Source organism: Colwellia sp. F1, assembly GCF_056238625.1.
The window spans coordinates 397895-419071 of record NZ_JBWDLI010000001.1; the positions used below are offsets into that span (position 1 = coordinate 397895).

Here is a 21177-nt window from a genome sequence, read left to right on the forward strand (position 1 = left end):
TTAAGATAATTCAAAGGGCATACGCATACTTACTTTAACACCAGAGGGTGTATTATTATTAACAACCAGTGAGTAGTCATTAGCATATAAAGCATGCAGCCGCTCTTGAGTATTGACTAAACCAACACCATTTTTTCTGTATAAATTACCATTAATTATTTCTGCACCTGGCCCATCGTCTGCTAATTCAATGAGTAAGTCATTTGCAAATTTATTAACAGTAAGTGTGATACTGCCACCTTGTTCTTGCGTTGCTATGCCATGTTTAATTGCATTTTCAGCAATTGGTTGTAGGATCATACTTGGTACCAGTGCATTTTCGCAATCACCACTAATATAAAAATTAACCTGGAGCCTGTCTTCAAAGCGCACTTTCTCTATGGCCAAGTACAACTCTAATGCTTGTATTTCACTGCGTAATTTTACTTTTTTCATTGGGTCTTTGTCGAGTGAGTAGCGCAAAAATTCACTGAGCTTAGTCACCATACCATTTGCAATTGTATTCTCTTTTAGCAAAATTAAAGTAGATATGGCATTAAGTGTATTGAACAAAAAATGTGGGTTAAGTTGGTAGCGAAGCATTTTTAACTGTGCTTCTTGCGCCACTGAATTAGCTTTGAGTACGTTTTGCTTTTCAACTTGCAACATTTGATAGTACTTAGTACCAAAATATAAAACACTCCAGCTAAGAATAATATAAAACGACCAAACACTTGATTGAGTATACATAAGTAAAAAATCAGGTTTATAGCCGTGTTTATATATTTCCCAATAATTAAGGTTTTTTACAACCTGCCACAGAACACCTGTGAGATAAGACGAAAATATAACAACCAAGGCAATTTTAACCGGGGTGAAATTCCAAACTCGGCGATATAAATAGCGAAGCGGCACGGTGAATAACCAACCAGCATAAGCATTTAAAAAAATAATAACGACAAAGATATCACGTAGATCATGCAATAAAGACCCTAAGTAATGCACTAAAGCAAAGCCAAACCAACCTGCAGAATGTACAAGCCAAAATAAGCGATTTCTATTTTCTAGTAATGCTTTCCAGTTCACATATAACCCTAGCAGCCGCAATGATTGTCTAAAGGGCTTAATTATGCGTTAACGACAAAAAAACTGCACTGTCTTTAGTCTTATGTTTATAGCGGTTTGTCGTTTTTATTTCTCCTTTAATAAGCTTTGCTAAAACTAGATAGCAAGCATTGGCCCTAGTTGCTGACCACCGAGTAAGTGCATATGAATATGAAACACTTCTTGACCGCCGTCATTATTACAATTAACAATTAAACGATAACCGTTTTGGTCGATACCTTCTTGTTTGGCTAATTTTTTAGCGACTGAAAACATGCGGCCCATAGCGAGTTCGTCGGCTTCGGTCACATCATTCGTGGTGGGAATGAGTTTATTAGGTACAATTAAAATATGCGTATTGGCCCGAGGGGCAATATCTCTAAAAGCACTGACTAAATCATCTTGATAAAGTAGTGGTGTAGGGATTTCTTGTCTTATAATTTTAGAAAAAATAGTTTCAGTTGTCATAAAAGTCTCTGTTGTAGGTAGTTTGTTTTAGTAAGTGCATTGCTAAGGTTTGTTGTACTTTACAACAATTATCGGTCAATAAGTCAATTTTAAAAGCTAAAGATACTCATAGGCTCTCTTTAAAAATCACGACTGATCAACCACTTTTATTGACCTTAATCAACACGAGCCTGAATAGATATATGACATTATAAGCTTGCGGTTTTTAATTATCCAATAATACAACACGTAGGTAATCCAATGGAAACAGATTTTAACGAGCTCAACTATCTACATAATCCAACACATAAAGAACTTAATGCTGATTATGAGCAATTTCTGCTTTCAATGATAGGCCCTACTGTTATTGATATTACCGGAGCATATACAAAAAAATATCGAGTTATCAATACATTACTGCAAGGCGATGAGCCCTCTGGCTTAATTGCTTTACATCGTTGGTTAACAACACGAAGCGAAAATGAGCTACCCCAAACCAATTTACGTTTTATTATTTGCTCAGTAGAAGCCGCGGCCAAAAGCCCTTTTTTCTCAAGACGATTTCTTGAGGGCAGTAAAGATATAAACCGTTGTTTTGGTCAAGCACCCGCATTAAACAACTTTAACAACAACCAAGGTAAAAGCAATTATCAAGGCTGTTACCAAAGAGCTAAACTGATTGAAAATGCTATTCGTGAAGTGAACCCTGAAATGGTGATCGATCTTCATAATGCGGCAAGCCCCAACCCAGCATTTGCAATTAGCGCTAAAGTGACGACTGAAACCTTGTCATTAGCTTCATTTTTTTGCCAAACATTAATCCTGTCTGATTTACATTTAGGCTCATTAATGGAGCAAGACTTCCCCTGCCCCTTTGTTACCATTGAATGTGGTGGCAGCAAAGATGAGCAAGCCCATGAAGTGGCTTTTGCTGGTATCTCTCGTATTGCTTCCTGCAAAACAATCAGTTACATACACCAAGAAAATAATGTTGAGGTTATTTACCGACCGTTACGTCTACAAACCAAAGCCGGTGTTAACCTTTCCTATGCACAGCATGACGAAGGCTATAGCGGTGTTACATTAAAAACTACCATTGAATATTTAAACTTTGGTGGGGCTAAACAAGATGAAATGATCGGTTGGATTGACGGCAACGGCATTGATAACCTTCAATTACTGAACAAAAAAGGCATTGATGTTGTGCATGACTACTTTTATATGAGAGAAAATCAGCTTGTATGCCGCCAAAATTTACGTATATTTAAAGCGACTACCAATAAACAAGCAGCCTTAAATGACTGCTTGTTTTATTTAGTCAATATCCCTATTACGGCGCCTACCTAGTCTTAGTCATCGTAAATCACTTGTGGCTCAGTTACAGGTTCGTCAGTGAAAGTGACGGCATTTAGGTATTGCTGTACTGCTAGCTCTGCACTGGCGAGTGAATTGGCGTGAACTCTGGCAACCACATCTGTGCGGTTCACACGTGTGCCAATAGGCAAAATACGATCAAAGCCGACGCTGTGATCTATCTTTTGATCATTGCTAATGCGCCCTCCGCCTAAAGCCACGACAGAATAACCTATAGCATCAGTTTGCATGGCTTGAATATAACCATTACAAGGTGACAATATTTCAATGATATGCGCTGCTTTATTCATTGAGCGCCAAGGTTGCTCTAGCAAATCACTTGGACCCCCTAGTGCACTGATCATTTTAGCAAAAACTTCTGCGGCTTTTCCTGACGTTAAGGCTGTCTCTATTTTTATTTGTGCATCAGCCTCATCTCGGACAATTTTACTATTGAGTAACATTGCTGTAGCCAAGCTAACAACCACTTGATGAAGCCTTGGTTCGCGTTGCTTGCCTGTTAAGTATTTTACCGTTTCGTATATTTCTAACGCGTTACCAGCAGTGCTACCAAGTACTTGATTCATATCAGTAATAATAGCCTGGGTATTAACCCCAGCTTTATTGGCAATTGAGCTAATACTATCAGCTAAAGCTTTAGCTTGGCTTAGGCTTTGCATTTGGGCGCCATTGCCCATTTTGATATCCATCACTAATACATCAAGCCCAGCAGCAAGTTTTTTCGACAAAATAGACGCGGTAATCAGTTCAATGGAAGGCACTGTCGCTGTGACGTCGCGAATTGCATACAAACGTCTATCTGCTGGTGCTAATTCAGGGGTTTGCGCAATAATTGCCACACCAATATCAGTAACAATACGTTTAAAGTCTTGTAAATTGGGCTTAACATTATACCCTAAAATACTTTCAAGTTTATCGGCAGTCCCGCCGGTATGCCCCAAGCCTCTGCCTGAAATCATAGGAACATAACCACCACAAGCGGCAATTATAGCCGCTAGCATAAAGCTAACTTTATCGCCAACGCCGCCTGTTGAGTGTTTATCAATAACAGGGCCATTTACATGTTGCCACGATAAGGTTTGACCTGAGTTTACCATCGCTTTTGTTAACTGCACCGTTTCTTGCGCGTTTAATCCTTGTTGATAAATAGCCATTGCCATCGCACCAACTTGCGCATCATTAAAATTATTTGAGACTAAGCCTTCAACAAAAATATTAATTTCATTTAAGGAAAGTACGTTAGCGTCGCGCTTTTTTGCAATAATTTCTTGGGGTAATAACATGAATGTAAACTCCTGTAATCATTATTTTTTTAATAATTTTATTTGTTTATTGTTTACTACTATTGTGCCTAACGACTTGGTCAGTTAAAAGACTCTCTGTTATGTAAATTTTCTGGCGTAAAAGCATCAGGGAGTAAGGCGCCTACTGTCCATCTTTTGTGTTGGTTAAGGTGATTAACTGCTATAACCTGCGCATCTTTTGAAAAAAACTCACTGATCACTTGCCGACAAGCACCACATGGCGGTGTTAGCGTTTCTTGTTCTGTGTAAATAACAATGCCACTAAATTCAACGTTACCGCCACTTGCGTTATTAATGACCCCTTGGGCAATGCAATTACGCTCAGCGCAAACGGTTAAACCATAAGAAGCATTTTCAACATTACATCCTTGGACAATGTCATTGTTCGTTGTTATGGCAGCAGCTCCTACCTTAAAGTGGCTGTATGGAGCATAGGCTTTTTGATACGCCTGCTTCGCTTTTTCTGTTAGTGTTAACCAAGTGTTTGGCTTAACCATGTTTTGTTTCATTTCACTCACTTAACTTGATAACTTTATTTATAAACCTAAGCTTACAAACAAACTGACCACATGGTCAAACATTTAACTGTAATAGTATTTATCATGACAATTAATAGCTGATATTTAAAAGCTAAACCTGCACTTAAAGCATAAAAAAACCGTGCTAACAAGCACGGTTTTTATCGGTTAACGCATAATTAAATATACATTAAAAGTCATAACTAACACCTATACGCATTTCCCACAAAGAAGCGTCTTTGTAATAAACTTGGTCTTCGTTACCCGCGTTAAACTTTTCGTAGACATATTGGCCATTTTCAATAGACATAGCAACCATGCGATTACCGACAAACTGACCTTGGTTCATAACCCCCCAATCATCATTAAGCATGTTGCCTATATTTTTAATGATAAAAAAGGCATTACCCTTATGATCATCTTTAAAGCCAGGGATTTCTTGGTTTATTTTCAAATCAAATGACGTGTACCAATCAGCATTTTGTGCATTACGCCCTGTAATTTCACCACGTGTTAACCCTTTAGCCGCAATAAAGTCATCAAAGGCTGCTTTATCAAAGTCAGCACCGTAGACAACGTTAGGATCATTTTCTAAAGGTACATATAACAACTGACGGTCACCATTCCAGTTGCTATCACCATAAGCGCCATCAGAGCCGTCAAAAGTATATGAGAACGCTTGACCCTGACTAGCTTGGCCAAACAGGCTAAAGCGGGTAGTCAGACCATCAATAAGTTCAGTTGCATAACTCAAATTCATGGTAAAACGATGTGGTATTTCATAATTTGATGTTGCTATACCAGGGTTAAGCGCATCAGTCACCGCTAAGTTACCGTAGTTAGAACCCGAAACTGCACTTGTCATTGGGTTTGCGTCTTCAGAATTAGTGTAAGAGTAACCAAATGAAGTATCTAAGCCAAAATCAAAATTTTTGCTTAGCGCAAGTGAAATGATGGTTGAGCTACTATCTAAGAAGTTATTTGTTAGTACGTAGTCCGCTGAACGGCCGGCTACTTCTTCATACATAGGACGGCCATCTGGCGCAGTTTTACCTGAGTATTTTAAACCAGCATCAATAATAGTCGCTGAGTTAACTTTTTGGTTATATAACAAGTCTGCCGATAAGATTACATCGTCTTCTGTTGTATAAGTCGCGCCGATTGAGTATTTCCATTCTGACGGCATTTTAAAGTCTGGATCTAATGCGTTAACAGCGCCATCGCCGCCTTGAACTGGCGAATTTTGCACTTCGTCGTACATATCTTGCGGTATTTCATAGCCTGGTGTTCCACCATTGGTCATTGGCGTGTTAAATAAATCAACATCACTACGCTTTAAACCTACTTGCACTAAGCCATCATTTGAGTAGGAATTAGATAACCACACATTGGGATTACCACCAGAATAAAGACCAAACCCTGCACGCACTTCTAAACTTTCATCAACGGTCCAGTTAAAACCAACGCGTGGTTGCAACAAAGAAATACCATCAAAAGTTTCATTGTTAGCAAAGCCGTATCGTTGTTCAAAGTTTTCATTATATCTTGGCTGATCATCACTGGTGTAGGTATCGTAACGTAAGCCAAACATTAACGTTGCGTCAATATCGGTAAAGGTATATTCATCTTGTATATAAAAAGTATGCATTGCATAAGTAAACTCTTGGCTAGCATCACTAGGCACGTTGGTACCGGCCGAGTTGTTATAATAAACTGCTGACGCCATACCGGCTTCATAATCGTCAATAGAGTCAAAGCGGAACTCACCTTGAGTATGTTGCATAAATAAATTAAATGCTGTTAGTGTCTCATATTCATAACCCGCGGTAATTGTATGTTCATCTAAGTAGTAATTACCTGCAATTTTAAAGGTGGTGTTTTCCCAGTTCATTTCGTTTGATTGACGAGAGTCATCTGGGCCTAAAAAGATTGTGGTACCGTTATGTCTAATTTGAACTTCACCAAAGCTACTGGCTGCATCAAGTGATTTTTGTCTACCTTCTAATTCAGTATGACCCACTCGAATTTCGGTAGAAAAGTTATCAGACCAATCAGAGTTTAATGCACTCGTAAATGAATTGAGCTCTGCACCTTTTTCATAGAAATGGCTGTCTAGCGTTAACCCCCACGAATCAGATTGATCTAATTTAAAACCATCATTGTAATTATAAATAAAGCTTGCACGATGTGCTTCATTTATATTCCAGTCTAATTTAAGTAAAATCTTTTCATCTTCTACTGGCATACCGGCTGGCATACCACCTGCTGCGTAGTTATAAACATCACTTGAGATTTGAACAACACGGTCTAAGTCAGCTTGGCTAACATTGCTGCCAAATGGAGAGTAAACAAACAACTCTTCGCCGTCTAATTTTTCATACGACATAAATAAAAACAATTCGTCTTGAATTAATGGCATGCCTAAATTAAATCCATAGCGCTTTTCTGAATAAGAGCCATTGTTTTGCTCTTCGCCTTCAATTGAATCACCTTTCATTGAATCATTAGTGTAGTCAATAAAAACGCTACCATGAATTTCATTTGTACCTGATTTAGTTACCGCATTAATATTACAAGCTGTAAAGCCACCATATTTTACATCAAAAGGGGCTAGTTCAACCGCAACTTGATCAATGGAGTCATAAGAAAAGGGAATTCGAGTTGTTGGGTAACCATTGTCATTCAACCCGAAGCTGTCATTCATCCGTACGCCATCAACGGTTAAACTATTAAAGCGCGGACTACCACCACCACATTGAATCGCATCACTGCGGCTTTCATCAATATAAATACGTGGGTCTATACGCACAATATCTTTTAAGTCACGGTTAATTGCCGGTGCGCTACTTAAGTCATCAGCACTAAAATGTGTTGAAGGCCCTGTACCACCACCATGCATACTTATTGCACGTCCAGTAACCACAATGGTTTCTAGATCTTGTTGTGCATTGAGCGCCACATTTACAGGGTAAGTTTCACCAAGTGTTAAAAAAATATCATTAACTGTGGTATCTTCAAACTTATCTGAATCAACAACAACAGTGTATGGCCCTCCTACACGTAAACCTTGTGCAACAAAAATACCAGCATTATTAACAATAGCAGACTTAGTTGTGCCTGACGGAACATGGGTAATGGTAACCTTTGTCCCAGGTGCTGGATTACCCTGAGGACCAGCAATTTGCCCTTTAATTGCTGAGGTGGTATTAGCTAAAGCACCTGTTGAAACAACTGAAGTAGATAACCCTAACGCCACTACAAGTGCACCAGCTATACGAGATAACGAATAAGTTTTCATCTTAATTTCCTATATGTTTTATATTTCTTTTATTATTTTCTTGGTTTGGGCCTTATGACGCTATACCGCCACAAGGCTGGTTACTATTAAACTGCGACTATAAGCTTGTTAACTGAAGCCATTAAAACAAAGTTTCTTTACAGTTTTATTTCATTATAGATAAATTAACTTAATTTTTACTAAAAAAACAAGTTAAAATAAAAACAAACCATAAGGTCAGGTTTTATAGACTGACAGGCAAAAGCTATGCATACTGGTTAAGCTGACAAGCTAAAGTTAGACCAAAAGGACAGGTTCCTTAAATCTTCCCTAAGTATAGACGAAAAATACAGCGTGTAATATTAATGTAGTGTAACTTTGCTTTAATAATTACCTCGTTCAGTAAAAAATTATAATTTAACTTTTAAAGCGCCTTTACTTAGGTTAATAAAATTTACTTTTAATCAGCCTCTACTTTGTTTGATTTAGGTAAGTTATTATGAATAAATAGCAAATATTCTTTAAAAATCAAGTATTCATTAGAAATAAGACCAACATGAAAAGTAATAGTAAATTAGCAACAAAATCACAAAAAACAAGAGCGCTTAATCGAGATAAAATACTTACTGCTGCACAAGATGAATTTATAGTTCACGGTTATAAAGGCGCTACGGTTCAATCAATCGCTGATAGTGCGGGCCTACCTAAAGCCAATGTTTTGTATTATTTTAAACACAAAGAGAATATTTATCATGCAGTGCTTGAGCAAACACTCGATATGTGGGACCAAGGCATTGGTGATATTCTGCCCGAAGATGGCCCCAAGCTCGCCATAGAAAAATTTATTCGCGCTAAAGTGGCTATGTCCTTTAATAACCCTAAGGCCTCTAAAATTTATGCCATGGAAATAATTCAAGGTGCTCAGCATTTAAAGGATTTTGCCCGCACTTATCTTCGCCAATGGGTAAGAGACAAAGCAAAGATTTTTCAACACTGGATCAATAAAGGTGAGATGCATGGGGTTGACCCCGTCAATTTAATCTTTCTCATTTGGTCGTCAACGCAACATTATGCTGATTTTGACAATCAAATATTAACCATTATGAACCGTGCTGAGTATGAGCAAGACGATATTGAGCATGTTACGGCGTTTCTCACCGATATTATTCTGCGTGGCTGTAAATTAAAATGATGAATTATACGATGACAACAATACCTTTATTCATACTCTATGTTAGCGCACTATTTTCTAGCAACTATGCAGTAGGAACAACAATAGTGAGTAGCACAATGCCAGCAACAACTGTCCTAGCTCAGCCAATAAAACAAACAACGCCAAAACTGCGCGTTGCAACTTTTAACGTGAGTATGGAAGCGCTCAATTACGTAAAGTCTTTGCCCAATAGCGCAACTGACACGACCAAGGAAAATTCAGGAAACGTTTCAGGTAATGAACTGTCACAAGCATTACGAAATAATAGTCAGCAAATTAAAAATATCGCTGAAATAATTCAACGTGTTAATCCTGATATTATATTACTTAATGAATTTGACCGTACTGACAACAACCTCAACAATATTCATTACTTTATTAACCACTACTTAGGGGTTTCGCAAAGTGGCCAAGCAAGTGTTCACTACCCTTATGTTTATCAAGGCCCGGTTAATACTGGTGTTAAAGTCAATGGTGATGTAAATCGCGATGGTAAGCTTAACCAACACCCTAGTGATACACATGGCTTTGGTTATTTTGAAGGTCATTTTGGGATGGTATTGTTGTCCAAATATCCTATCAATGAAACAGCAATTCGAACTTTTCAGCATTTTAAATGGCATGACATGCCCAATGCTTTACAACCAACATCCCCTAACACTGAACAAGCTTGGTTTAGTGAAGAAGTGTGGCAAGCACTCAGGTTGTCATCGAAATCGCATTGGGATATACCGATTAATGTCAACGGTAAAACCATACATATTTTAGCTAGCCACCCTACACCACCGGTTTTTGATGGCCCTGAAAACCGTAATGGTAAACGTAATCATGACGAAATTCGTTTTTGGTTTGACTACATCAATAATGAGCAAGGCTATTACATTTATGATGACAAGGGTAAAAAAGGCGGACTAGCTTCTGAGCAAGCCTTTATTATTTTAGGGGATCAAAATGCTTCAAGTGTTGAAGGCGATGCTATCAATGCCAGCATTGAAGCCTTACTCAGTAGTGATAAATTACAAGATCCGATGCCAGCAAGCCTAGGAGGACAATTACATAGGCCTGACAATATACATGCCAAGTTTCATACCGCTTATTGGGGTATGCGAGCAGACTACGTACTACCTTCAACCCGTGGCTTTTCGGTGAAAGCAGCAGGTGTATTCTGGCCACAAAAAAACGATGAAACATTTCGATTAATCAAAGATAGACAAGCATCATCTGATCATCGTCTGGTCTGGGTTGATCTGTACTTAACTAAATAATTTGCTTTACTTATAGGACTAACCAATGAAATTTCTTTTACCTGTTTTATCGCTATCATTACTTTGTTTTGCATGTACCACTGCCACCCATGCTAATAAAAGTATCACACCAATAGCCCACTCAACTTATGCTTCATTAGACGAAGCACCGAGCGATGTACCTCGTAATATTATAATGGTGATTGGTGACGGTATGGGCCCAGCTTATACTTCGGCTTATCGCTATTTTAGTGATGACCCGACAACGGCTGTAGTAGAGCCAACAGTATTTGACCGTCACCTTGTTGGCTTATCAAGCACCTATCCTGACCCTATTTCAGGAATAGTCACCGACTCAGCCGCCAGTGCTACAGCGCTGTCAAGTGGTATAAAAACCTATAACGACGCCATTGGCGTTGATGTGAATAAGCAACCGGTTCAAACCGTTTTAGAGTGGGCTAAGTTACAAGGTAAAAAAACAGGCATAGTAGTAACATCGCAAATAAACCATGCAACACCTGCATCCTACCTTACACATAATGAGCACCGTAGAAATTATAATGATATTGCTGACAGTTATATAGATAATGGCATTAAAGCTGATGTTTACTTTGGTGGAGGCTGGCATTACTTTATTCGTGACGACAGAAACTTAGTGAGTGAATTTAAACAAGCAGGCTTTCATTATATTGATAACTATCAAGGCTTGGACAGCTTGCCTAAAAACCAACCTGTATTAGGTCTATTTGCCAAAAAGGCGTTACCTTGGTCGTTAGATGATACCGATAAGCACCGTTTATCAACCATGACCAAAGCCGGACTTCATCACCTTATTGATTTGCAACAAACAGATACTTTAACCGACGACTTAGCTAGCAATGGCTTTTTTATGTTAATTGAAGGGAGCCAAATAGATTGGGCTGGCCATGGTAATAATGTCAGTGATGCCATGGCTGAAATGGACGATTTAGCTAAAACATTAGAGTATTTAGAGCACTTTGTTGAGCATAACCCAGACACTCTTGTTATTGTTACTGCAGATCACAGCACAGGCGGTTTTACCATTGGCGCAAACGGTCGATACGAATGGCATGCTGAGCCCCTACGTACCATGAAACATTCTGTGGATTTTATTGCTAACGCATTAACCACTGGTGAAATAACGTCTGAAAAAACCGCCTCGTTATTTAATTTTGATCTAACGACAACAGAGCTTAATTTGCTTAGAGACAGTAAAGTAAACCCCAAAAAATACATTAATGTTAACCTTTATCAAGACCCAAGTATTTCCTTAAAAGGACAAGCCTTAAATAACAGTGTGAAGAAAATCATGACCGACCGTACTAATAGTGGCTGGACTTCTGGTGGCCATACTGCTATTGATGTACCGGTATTTTCTTTTGGTAAACAAAGTGAGTTATTTCACGGCTTGCAAGATAATACTGACATCGCAAAAAAAATATTTATGCTATTAGGTAAGCAGCCATTACCAAGCAAGCGAGTCAACTAAAGCTGGCACAGGCAACTGACATCAACAATAAAAATAGGGAGCCTTTTACGCTCCCTATTTTTTATTTAGGCATCACTTTTTTATACAAAAAGATATTAGATATTATCTGGCCCAACACGTACAACCAATTTACCAAAGTTATCGCCTTTTAATAAACCAATAAAAGCATCAGTTGCACTTTCAAGCCCTTCTACTCTATGTTCTTTATACTTTATCTCACCTGCCATTAACCACTTAGCCATTTGTTCGCTAAATTCATTATAGCGGTGGCCATAATCGTCAAACACAATAAAGCCCTGCATTTTAATACGCTTAACTAATAACAAGCCCATTAATGCTGAAAGCCTGTCTGGGCCACTGGGTAGTTCAGTGGCATTATATTGAGAAATAAGACCACACAAAGGCACACGAGCACAAGCATTTAACAATGGCATTACGGCGTCAAATACTTTACCACCAACGTTTTCAAAATAAACATCAATACCTGATGAACAAGCTTTGGCTAATTGCTCAGCTAAGTCATCACTATAGTGGTCTAAACAGGCGTCAAAGCCTAAGGTGTCTACGGCATATTTACATTTAGTTTCGCCACCGGCAATACCGACAACTTTACAGCCTTTTAATTTAGCTATTTGTCCTACTAAACTCCCTACGGCGCCTGTTGCTGCTGCAACCACCACCGTTTCGCCCGCTTTTGGCTGCCCAATGTCAAGCAACCCCATATATGCGGTTAACCCCGGCATACCTAATACACCTAAAGCATGTGACGGGTTCGCCATATTATTGTCAAGTTTTAGTAATTCTGCGCCATTGATAACGCTGTAATCTTGCCAACCGCCAAAAGCGACTACCCAATCTCCCGCTTTAAAGTCATGATGATTTGACACCTCTACGCGGCAAACGCTACCGCCCACCATTACCTCATTAATTGCCACAGGGTCTGCATACGATTTAGCATCGCTCATGCGTCCGCGCATATAAGGATCTAGTGAAAGGAATACAGTACGCAGTAAAACTTCCCCCGCTTTAGGTGTCGGCTTTTCAGTGTTAATTAAATTAAAATTTTCTGCCTCTGGCGCACCAAAAGGTCGTGAAGCCAATACTATTTGTCGGTTTATATCCGTTGTTTGAGTCATAATGTTTCCTGCGTTGTTTAGAGTGCTTGCGTTAAAATTTCACGGCTTATATCTAAAGTAATATCGCTTTTTTCACCAAGGGCGGTCATACCGTGTTGCGCTAATCGTTCAATAAGTAAGTCAATATCTTTGCTATCAAGATCTACCTCTGACAAACGTGTAGGGACTTGCATCTTTTTGAAAAATTCCTCTGTTAAATGGATGGCTTGGTCAATACGTGCATCATCATCACCTTCGTTTATTTGCCATACCCTTGACGCATATTGTAATAATTTTTCACGTTTTTGCTCACGGCGTACTTTCATCACCGCCGGCAATACAATTGATAAAGTACGTGCATGGTCAATACCAAAAGCACCGGTTAATTCATGCCCTATCATATGCGTGGACCAGTCTTGCGGGACACCAGCACCGATTAAACCATTAAGTGCCATAGTCGCTGACCACATAATGTTTGCTCTAACCTCTAAATCATTTTTAGTTTCGGGTAATAAGGCTTTAGGCCCTTCCTCAATTAACGTTTGTAGTAAGCCCTCACTAAAACGATCTTGTACTTTACCATTAACACTATAAGTTAAATATTGTTCAATAGTATGTATAAAGGCATCAACCACCCCATTACCTATTTGACGATCAGATAAAGATAAGGTTACAGTAGGATCTAATACGGCAAATAACGGACGTACTAAAGGGCTAGCAAACGGTAATTTATTTCCGTCGCGTGTTACCACAGAATTACCATTACTTTCAGAGCCTGTCGCTGGCAATGTTAATACAACGCCCAAAGGTAAAGCTTTCGTCACTGGTGCTTGTTTGGCTAAAATATCCCAAGGATCATCACCTTGATAGAAGGCCGCTGCTGCAATAAACTTAGCGCCGTCAGCAACAGAGCCACCACCCACAGCAAGTATATAGTCAATACTTTCTGCTTTAATAATGTTTTGGGCTTTCATCAAGGTGTTATACGTTGGATTGGGTTCAATACCTGAAAACTCAAACCAAGTGTGTTCACTAAGTGCACTTACCACTTGGTCATATACACCATTACTTTTAATTGAGCCGCCGCCATAAACCACTAACACCCGTGCATTTAAAGGGATTTCTTTTGAAATAACACTAACTTGACCCTCACCAAAATTAATTTTGGTCGGATTTTGAAAAGTAAAATTTAACATCTGTTTATATCCTGTATTTAACTAAAAATAATAGCAATTTTTTAAGAGTCTACTCACTTCTTTATACGCAATGATATCAGTAGACGAGTTGCATTAAGTATTAAGGTGAGCCAATAACTTTTCAGCAACAAGTGCTGAACTTGCAGGGTTTTGTCCCGTAATAAGTAACCCATCTTGTATAGCAAATGGGTGGAAGTCTTGTGCCTTTTGATATTCAGCGCCACGTTTAATTAATTCATCTTCAAGTAAAAAAGGTACAACGTCAGTTAACTGCACCGCTGCTTCTTCGCTGTTGGTAAAACCTGTAACGGCTTTGTTTTTAACAATAAAGTCTTTTGAATCTTGTTTTACATTTAATAATACCGCCGTTGCATGACACACTGTTGCTACCGCTTTGCCTGCGCTTAGAAAGTCTTCTATTAAAGTAATTGAATCCGTATTTTCGGTCAGATCCCATAATGGACCGTGACCACCAGGATAGAAAACACCGTCAAAATCAGCTGCACTTTGTGAAGACAGTGTTAACGTAGTGGCAACTTTTGCTTGTGCCTCTTTGTCGGCATCATAACGTTTAGTGTCTGCGGTTTGAAAGTCTGCCAACGTGCTACTTGGGTCAATAGGGGCTTGCCCGCCTAGTGGCGTTGCTAAGGTTACTTCCACGCCCGCATCAATAAAAGCGTAATAAGGTGCGGCGAATTCCTCCACCCAAAAGCCTGTTTTATTACCTGTGTTACCTAATTTATCGTGAGAGGTAAGTACCATTAATATTTTTTTAGCCATAATCATTTATCCTCTTAACTGTATATACCCAAGAAATACACAAATCATTTCAAGGTGCTGGATTAGTTTGAATAACAATCCTCCTTAGGCACGGCATTAATTGCTGAGTAGGGTTATTCTCTTGTCAAAATCAATGTCGCTAGTATATGCCTAAGTCTTCAAGTGAACAATGCAGATAAAACTAACATCATTGTATCATTTATTGATACAATAGTTTATAAACACTACACATAAATAATAAAGACTCGCTATGGATATTTCATTTGAACAGCTAAAAAGTATGGTTGTGTTTGCACAAGTTATTGAACAAGGTAGTTTAAGTGCTGCTGCAAAACATTTAGGGCTTTCTCGTGCGGTTGTCAGTTATCATTTAAAAAAGCTTGAAACACAGCTTGAGGTAAAACTACTTAACCGCTCTACCCGCACTATTAACTTAACAGAAGCAGGACAAGGCTATTATGAACGTTGCCGCGCTATTGCCGAGCAAGCAAGTGCAGCCAACCAACAAATTGAGAATTTTAAAAATGAACCCATTGGTTTACTTAAAATAACTTGTCCGGTGAACATTGGTTTACAAATTGTTGTGCCGGCATTGAATGAGTTTAAAAAAATCTACCCCAAAATTACGCTTGACGTTATGTTAACCGATGAAGTCGTTAATATTATGAAAGAAGGTATCGATTTAGCGATTCGGGGTGCACCCTTGCCTGATTCAGGCTTACAAGCAAGCAAACTGGCAACTTTACACACCTGTTTATGCGCTGCGCCTGGGTATTTTGCTCAATATGGCAGGCCATCAACCCCTGCCGATTTAAGCCATCATCAATGGGTAATTTATAAATTAACCTCTGGGGTTATTCATTTAACCAAAGGTAATCGTTCATTCAGTGTTACCACTCAAGGCAGTATAAGCACCAATAATGCTGCCGCAAGAACATCTTTTGTTGAGGCCGGACATGGTTTAGGGCGCATTCCTACTTACGACGCACTACCTAAAATAAAAGCTGGAACATTAGAAGCTGTGCTGAGTGATTACACACTTAACGATATAAACGTTTTTGGTGTGTTCCCGCCTGGCACAGCTAATTCTAAAAAACTGAGGTTGTTAATTAATTTTTTAAAAGACTACTTTAATCGCCAAGTGAATTTATAAAGTAGCGCTTAGAACTTGTTCAATAGCCAAATAATGTCTCGGCCTCGCGATAGCTATTATTATTTATTCGGTTAAATAATAACCTAGAGGATCCCAACACTCACCAGTAATATGGTAATAACTATTCCCCAAAAAAGAAGAACACCACTTTCAGACTGATGTTTAGCGTATTCCTCTTTTGCATTTTTAGAGAACAAAAGAAACGTTGGTTCGGATTTTTTGCTATTTGATTTTTGTCTATTAAGCAGGACTAACACCAGTAAAGTAACAAAGGTAACTAATAAAAAATAATTCATGTTACTTCCTTAAAATAAGTCAAAAGCCAATGATATCTTTGCTTTTTAAGTACCTTACATACTACCTGCTTTAACCTATAGTTCGGTCCGCAACAAGTGATTTAGGGTTTTCACCATAAGCATTTGCATCATGACTATCTTGAACCAAGAAAAAAATCATCACTATTAAGCCTATCAGAGGAACAAAATAAATTAGCTGCCACCATCCTGAGCGACCTGTATCATGTAACCTTCTAGCAGTAATGCTAATACTTGGCACAAGCAGAGCAAGACCGACAATAAGTGAAATAATATCCATCCCAAGTACTGTTAACACAATATTGATAACCATATAAATCAGTACAAACATCCAATATTCTTTTCTGCGTGCTCGACCGTTAAAATCAGCATACTTCTTTAATGCGCCTATAAAATAATCCATTGTAGATCTTCCTTGTTGATTAGAATTTAAAAAACTAGCACTTCTTTAAATGGCAAATGCTAGGTAGTAGACTCTCCCATCCTTAGTGCGCGAGATAATAAAAAGGTTACCACACTACTATATAATAAAAAGTCCTAATAGCTATCCTACTAGCATTAACGATGATTTAGCAAAACTTATTCGAACTCATACTTTTAATTCCATTAAATTTAAATAAAAAAACATTTTCAGGAGGGTTAGACAATCCACCGAATGAACTCAACCAACTTATCTCAACCTAACTAAAAAACCTAGTGTTTCACCTTATTATACAGTGAGTTAAATGTAATTATTATATTTTTTATAAATAATAGTTGCACAAATTTAAAACTCGCATTATTATCTCGCCGCTTCTTGATGATAGCCAATCCAAGTACATTACAAATTGAGTTTGTAGCAAGGCAATGAGTAACTATCCAAGAGTGAACTTGACTGTGCATAAGCACTATTAATATCACTTAACTGACTCGTAGGTAAACCTTATCTGAGCAGTTGCTTAAAACGTAAAAAATACGTTTTGACTCGGAGACACTATGGCTTTATCAACAAAATTACAAGGTTTTCAAAACCAAGTACCTGCAGTTGCGGCTAACGAAAGCGAATGTTTTGCTTATACGCAACCAACTAATCAAGAAATTGAACAACTTGCAGCACAATATGGTGCGCCTTTAATGGTGCTTGACTGTGAAGCTATTCGTCGTCAATACCACGCACTTAAAAATGCATTACCCAATGTTACCCTACACTTTGCCTTAAAACCTTTGCCATTAGCCGCAGTTGTACGCACATTATTAGCAGAAGGTGCAAGCTTTGATTTAGCAACAAGCGGTGAAGTAGACCTAGTGGCCAGCGAAGGTGTGCCATGTGAGCGCACTATTCACACACACCCTATTAAACGTGATAGCGATATCCGCGATGCGCTCGCTTATGGTTGCACTGTGTTTGTGGTGGATAACATCAACGAACTGGAAAAATTTATTACGTATAAGGATCAAGCTGAAATTTTAGTACGGTTAAGTTTTCGTAATACAGATGCATTTGCTGATTTATCTAAAAAGTTTGGCTGCAGCCCTGAAATGGCCATTGAAATTATTACCTATGCACAACAGTTAGGCATTAGAATCAAAGGCTTATCATTTCATGTTGGCTCACAGTCACCAAATCCAACTAAATACGTAGAGGCAATAAATGCCTGTGCGAAAATAGTATTACAGGTAAATGAATTGGGGCTACCTGCATTAAGCACATTAGATATAGGTGGTGGTTTTCCGGTGCCTTACAGCGATGACGTATTACCAATTGATGTGTTTTGCGCACCGATTAACGTCGCCCTTGCTCAATTACCTGAAACCATGCAAATACTGGCTGAACCGGGCCGCTTTATTGTTGCAAGTTGCGTAACCAGTGTGGCCTCTATCATGGGGCAAGCCGTGCGTGAAGGTAAAATATGGTACTACTTAGATGACGGTATTTACGGCTCATTCAGCGGTTTAATGTTTGATGAAGCAGCCTACCCAATAGACAGTGTAAAACAAGACTTTACCCGTTTTGACTCCGTGCTTGCTGGCCCAACATGCGACAGTATTGATGTTGTAAGCGAGTCGATCATGCTACCTAAACTCAACAATGGCGACTTAATTGTTAGCCGTATGATGGGCGCTTATACTTTAGCGACAGCTACCGACTTTAACTTCTTCAAACGCGCAGAAGTTGTCGTGTTAAATGAGCAATTACACAAACAAGAGTTAACGGGCTAAAGTTTAATTTAAGCTTCCTGCACACTGCAGAGTAAGCCTTGTATCCCTACAGAGTAAACGCAGTTTAGTACTGCGTTTTTAAGTTAAACAACACTATAATAAAGTGGTAAAACACTATTTTTAGACGTGTGAAAAGTCAAAAAGCGCGCTGTCATTTTCATTAATTCAAGATGATTTTTTGGTTTAAACGGTAAATCCTTTGGCATGGTTTTGCGTGGATTCCCCACAAGGGACAGTAGCATTTTGGGCGGTTTTGCTTTTTTATCTGATACAACACGTTATGATACGTTAGTGTATTTTAAACCTTCAGGGTTTTCGCTAGAGCTACGTAAATCCAACTTAACCGAGTGTCCGGTTTAGTTACTTAATAAAACCAAGCTACTGCAAAAATAATGGCCACATAAAACGAAAGACCAATTAAATATTGCGTGAAAAAACTACGATATGATTTTGTTTTCAATGCGTTAAATTCAGTGTAATTATAAATTTTAGCTTTGTAAAAACCAAAAGAAATAATCTTTAGTACACTTGCACCTGTAATATAAAGTAAAAAATCAAAAGCCAAAGCTGCGAGTAAACTTGGTACAAATTCTACAACTAATCCCATTTTATTTTCCTTGCTAAATTGAAACAAAGCCACCTTTAACACCAGTAAAGGGTCACTTATAAAATAAGCCTAACTATTGTTAAAGTGACCGCTTGATTATTTATGCGTAATAAGTGATTTATTTTTTTTATTTGCTTTTGTTTTACTTCTTTTGCTCGCAAACCAAACAAGAATAAAAAACATCACGAAATACACAGGTGTTTCCACAAAGGTGTCATACGTGAGCCACTGTTCTTCGGTTAATTGAGTTGCAACACTAAAATTCAATGCTGCCATACATAAACCGATCAACGCCAAACCTAAAACAAAGTACTGATGTTGAATGGGTGAATTTATATAGCGCTCAAAACGGGTGCCAAAGTAACTACCTTTATTAAAGACACCATCCGCTACAAGTGCAGTTGCACTGATTAACCCCATAAAAGTACCTTTAAGCTGCACTAAATACTCACTTTGAAAAACTATGGAAAATATTGCTGATAGTAAGAGCATCATCGTCCCAAACACTGCAAACCCACCGAGTAAGTCGACTTTAACAAAGCGTTGTATAATAACGAGCGCTACTCCTAAAAATACCCCCGTAAATGCAGCCAAACTTAGATCTCCAGTTATTTTTGCTACCACAAAAAATGCCGCTCCAATGCCTATATCAGCAAAAATAGAAGCTTTGTTTTGTCGCCACTTTTCGTTTTGTAGTTTTCTTTTTTCATTTATCGCTACTGAATTACCAGAAACACCCAAATTTTCTAGTTTTTTAGTTGCAAAGTAAATATCTTTACCTGGGTGGCTTTCGTAAACTAACTCACTACCTACCCTTACTTCAATACCGACATTCAACCAACTAAAGTAACCTACAGAAACTATTATTTCTTTGGCTCCTTTATTAGGTTGGTTGGCAGGTTGAAATTTATGTACAACCACTTTGAAGTCGCCATCAAATGAATGTGTACATTTCTCTAATAGTGTTCCATTATAAAACAGCTGTGACGTATAAGTTTTAAATGAAAAAGAGTATCTCACTTCATAATTGTTACCGTCATATTGAAAAGGCCTTTTATAAGTCCATAAACATATAGTCATCCTGATTTTCCTGTTCATACGTTTTAAAATTTAGGAAAAAAAATTGGAAAAATCTTAATAACCTAAATTGTTATTTTGTTGAAACAATACTATCTTGATATTTTTGATATATCAATTGAGCATTCAAATGGTGCATATTATCTCCAACAAAAAATTTGCTAAATTTGGGATAAATTTGGTCGGGGGAATAAATTTGGAGAATAAATTTGGAACACCCAAGTATTGATTTACCTAAGCTGTTATTTTTAAATTTGGGACACCCAAATATTGATTTACCTAAGCTGTTATTTTTGTTATTCACGCAGAAATTATAATTAAATCCTAATTTTCAGTTTATTTATTCAAATCCCAACTTGTTCAGCCATTTTGCTGAATCTCAGGCAAGGCTAGCAGTAATCAAGGTAGTAATTAGATTTTACAGGGGGACAAGGGTAAATTTTGGACACCCAAGTATTGATTGATAAATTTTGGACACCCAAGTATTGATTTACCTAAGCTGTTATTTTTGTTGTTCACGCAGAAATTATAATTAAATACTAATTTTCAGTTTATTTATTCAAATCCCAACTTGTTCTGCCATTTTTGCTGAATCTCAGGCAAGGCTAGCAGTAATCAAGGTAGTAATTAGATTTTACAGGGGGACAACGGAAGTTGAGCTGAACTGGCGTTAACCAAACACACAGGTTTGCTGTCGCTGCCCACTTATCCATTTTTTATTGGTATGCATGGCAAAAGCGTTGAGTTCATCAACCGTACCAACCGC

18 protein-coding genes are annotated in these 21177 nt (G+C 38.2%); 6 read left to right on the forward strand and 12 right to left on the reverse strand.

Annotated features, from left to right (window positions below; all coding sequences use genetic code 11):
• Window positions 1–1065: a sensor histidine kinase gene (locus AC0UA9_RS01730; RefSeq protein ID WP_475656109.1), complete on the reverse strand. Its 1065-nt coding sequence runs from the start codon at window positions 1063–1065 to the stop codon at window positions 1–3.
• A 135-nt stretch (window positions 1066–1200) separates the two neighbouring features.
• Complete coding sequence (locus tag AC0UA9_RS01735) at window positions 1201–1551, reverse strand: HIT domain-containing protein (protein WP_475656112.1); 351 nt, start codon at window positions 1549–1551, stop codon at window positions 1201–1203.
• Between the two features lie 240 nt (window positions 1552–1791).
• Here AC0UA9_RS01735 and AC0UA9_RS01740 point away from each other — a divergent pair, with 240 nt between their 5' ends.
• Entirely contained in the window at window positions 1792–2877 is a 1086-nt protein-coding gene (locus tag AC0UA9_RS01740) for a M14 family metallopeptidase (protein WP_475656115.1), read from the forward strand.
• Window positions 2878–2879: 2 nt separating this feature from the next.
• Here the strand turns inward: AC0UA9_RS01740 and deoA are convergent, their stop codons facing one another.
• The 3 genes from deoA to AC0UA9_RS01755 all read right to left on the reverse strand — a co-directional run bounded on the left by deoA (window position 2880) and on the right by AC0UA9_RS01755 (window position 8024).
• Entirely contained in the window at window positions 2880–4187 is a 1308-nt protein-coding gene (gene deoA, locus AC0UA9_RS01745) for a thymidine phosphorylase (protein ID WP_475656117.1), read from the reverse strand.
• Window positions 4188–4267: 80 nt separating this feature from the next.
• Window positions 4268–4717 (reverse strand): cytidine deaminase, encoded by a 450-nt coding sequence (locus tag AC0UA9_RS01750; RefSeq protein WP_475656120.1) that lies wholly within the window; start codon window positions 4715–4717, stop codon window positions 4268–4270.
• A gap of 199 nt (window positions 4718–4916) precedes the next feature.
• Window positions 4917–8024, reverse strand: coding sequence for a TonB-dependent receptor (locus AC0UA9_RS01755; protein ID WP_475656123.1), 3108 nt, complete (start codon window positions 8022–8024; stop codon window positions 4917–4919).
• 535 nt (window positions 8025–8559) lie between these two features.
• On the opposite strand from AC0UA9_RS01755, the gene AC0UA9_RS01760 reads away from it, so the two are divergent.
• From AC0UA9_RS01760 to AC0UA9_RS01770, 3 genes are read left to right on the forward strand one after another with little or no spacing between them, the layout of a single operon-like run.
• Window positions 8560–9195 carry a TetR family transcriptional regulator C-terminal domain-containing protein gene (locus AC0UA9_RS01760; RefSeq protein WP_475656125.1) on the forward strand — a complete coding sequence of 212 codons (636 nt, stop codon included), beginning with the start codon at window positions 8560–8562 and terminating at the stop codon, window positions 9193–9195.
• A gap of 11 nt (window positions 9196–9206) precedes the next feature.
• Complete coding sequence (locus AC0UA9_RS01765; RefSeq protein WP_475656127.1) at window positions 9207–10481, forward strand: endonuclease/exonuclease/phosphatase family protein; 1275 nt, start codon at window positions 9207–9209, stop codon at window positions 10479–10481.
• A gap of 25 nt (window positions 10482–10506) precedes the next feature.
• Window positions 10507–11970, forward strand: coding sequence for an alkaline phosphatase (locus tag AC0UA9_RS01770; RefSeq protein ID WP_475656129.1), 1464 nt, complete (start codon window positions 10507–10509; stop codon window positions 11968–11970).
• 95 nt (window positions 11971–12065) lie between these two features.
• On the opposite strand, the gene AC0UA9_RS01775 is transcribed toward AC0UA9_RS01770, so the two are convergent.
• The 3 genes from AC0UA9_RS01775 to AC0UA9_RS01785 all read right to left on the reverse strand — a co-directional run bounded on the left by AC0UA9_RS01775 (window position 12066) and on the right by AC0UA9_RS01785 (window position 15061).
• On the reverse strand, window positions 12066–13106 hold the full coding sequence (locus AC0UA9_RS01775; protein WP_475656131.1) for an NADP-dependent oxidoreductase: 1041 nt from the start codon (window positions 13104–13106) through the stop codon (window positions 12066–12068).
• Between the two features lie 17 nt (window positions 13107–13123).
• Window positions 13124–14281 (reverse strand): iron-containing alcohol dehydrogenase, encoded by a 1158-nt coding sequence (locus tag AC0UA9_RS01780; protein WP_475656132.1) that lies wholly within the window; start codon window positions 14279–14281, stop codon window positions 13124–13126.
• Window positions 14282–14374: 93 nt separating this feature from the next.
• Entirely contained in the window at window positions 14375–15061 is a 687-nt protein-coding gene (locus AC0UA9_RS01785) for a type 1 glutamine amidotransferase domain-containing protein (RefSeq protein WP_475656135.1), read from the reverse strand.
• Window positions 15062–15311: 250 nt separating this feature from the next.
• On the opposite strand from AC0UA9_RS01785, the gene AC0UA9_RS01790 reads away from it, so the two are divergent.
• The gene (locus AC0UA9_RS01790; RefSeq protein ID WP_475656139.1) at window positions 15312–16214 is read left to right on the forward strand and encodes a LysR family transcriptional regulator; all 903 of its coding nucleotides are present in this window, start codon (window positions 15312–15314) and stop codon (window positions 16212–16214) included.
• An 83-nt stretch (window positions 16215–16297) separates the two neighbouring features.
• Here AC0UA9_RS01790 and AC0UA9_RS01795 read toward each other — a convergent pair whose 3' ends face one another.
• The gene (locus AC0UA9_RS01795; RefSeq protein WP_475656141.1) at window positions 16298–16510 is read right to left on the reverse strand and encodes a hypothetical protein; all 213 of its coding nucleotides are present in this window, start codon (window positions 16508–16510) and stop codon (window positions 16298–16300) included.
• A 70-nt stretch (window positions 16511–16580) separates the two neighbouring features.
• Complete coding sequence (locus AC0UA9_RS01800) at window positions 16581–16931, reverse strand: DUF805 domain-containing protein (protein ID WP_475656143.1); 351 nt, start codon at window positions 16929–16931, stop codon at window positions 16581–16583.
• 572 nt (window positions 16932–17503) lie between these two features.
• On the opposite strand from AC0UA9_RS01800, the gene AC0UA9_RS01805 reads away from it, so the two are divergent.
• Complete coding sequence (locus AC0UA9_RS01805; RefSeq protein ID WP_475656145.1) at window positions 17504–18727, forward strand: type III PLP-dependent enzyme; 1224 nt, start codon at window positions 17504–17506, stop codon at window positions 18725–18727.
• Between the two features lie 364 nt (window positions 18728–19091).
• Here the strand turns inward: AC0UA9_RS01805 and AC0UA9_RS01810 are convergent, their stop codons facing one another.
• Window positions 19092–19334 carry a hypothetical protein gene (locus AC0UA9_RS01810; protein WP_475656146.1) on the reverse strand — a complete coding sequence of 81 codons (243 nt, stop codon included), beginning with the start codon at window positions 19332–19334 and terminating at the stop codon, window positions 19092–19094.
• A gap of 96 nt (window positions 19335–19430) precedes the next feature.
• Window positions 19431–20414, reverse strand: coding sequence for a hypothetical protein (locus AC0UA9_RS01815; RefSeq protein ID WP_475656148.1), 984 nt, complete (start codon window positions 20412–20414; stop codon window positions 19431–19433).
• Window positions 20415–21177 lie beyond the last annotated feature (763 nt).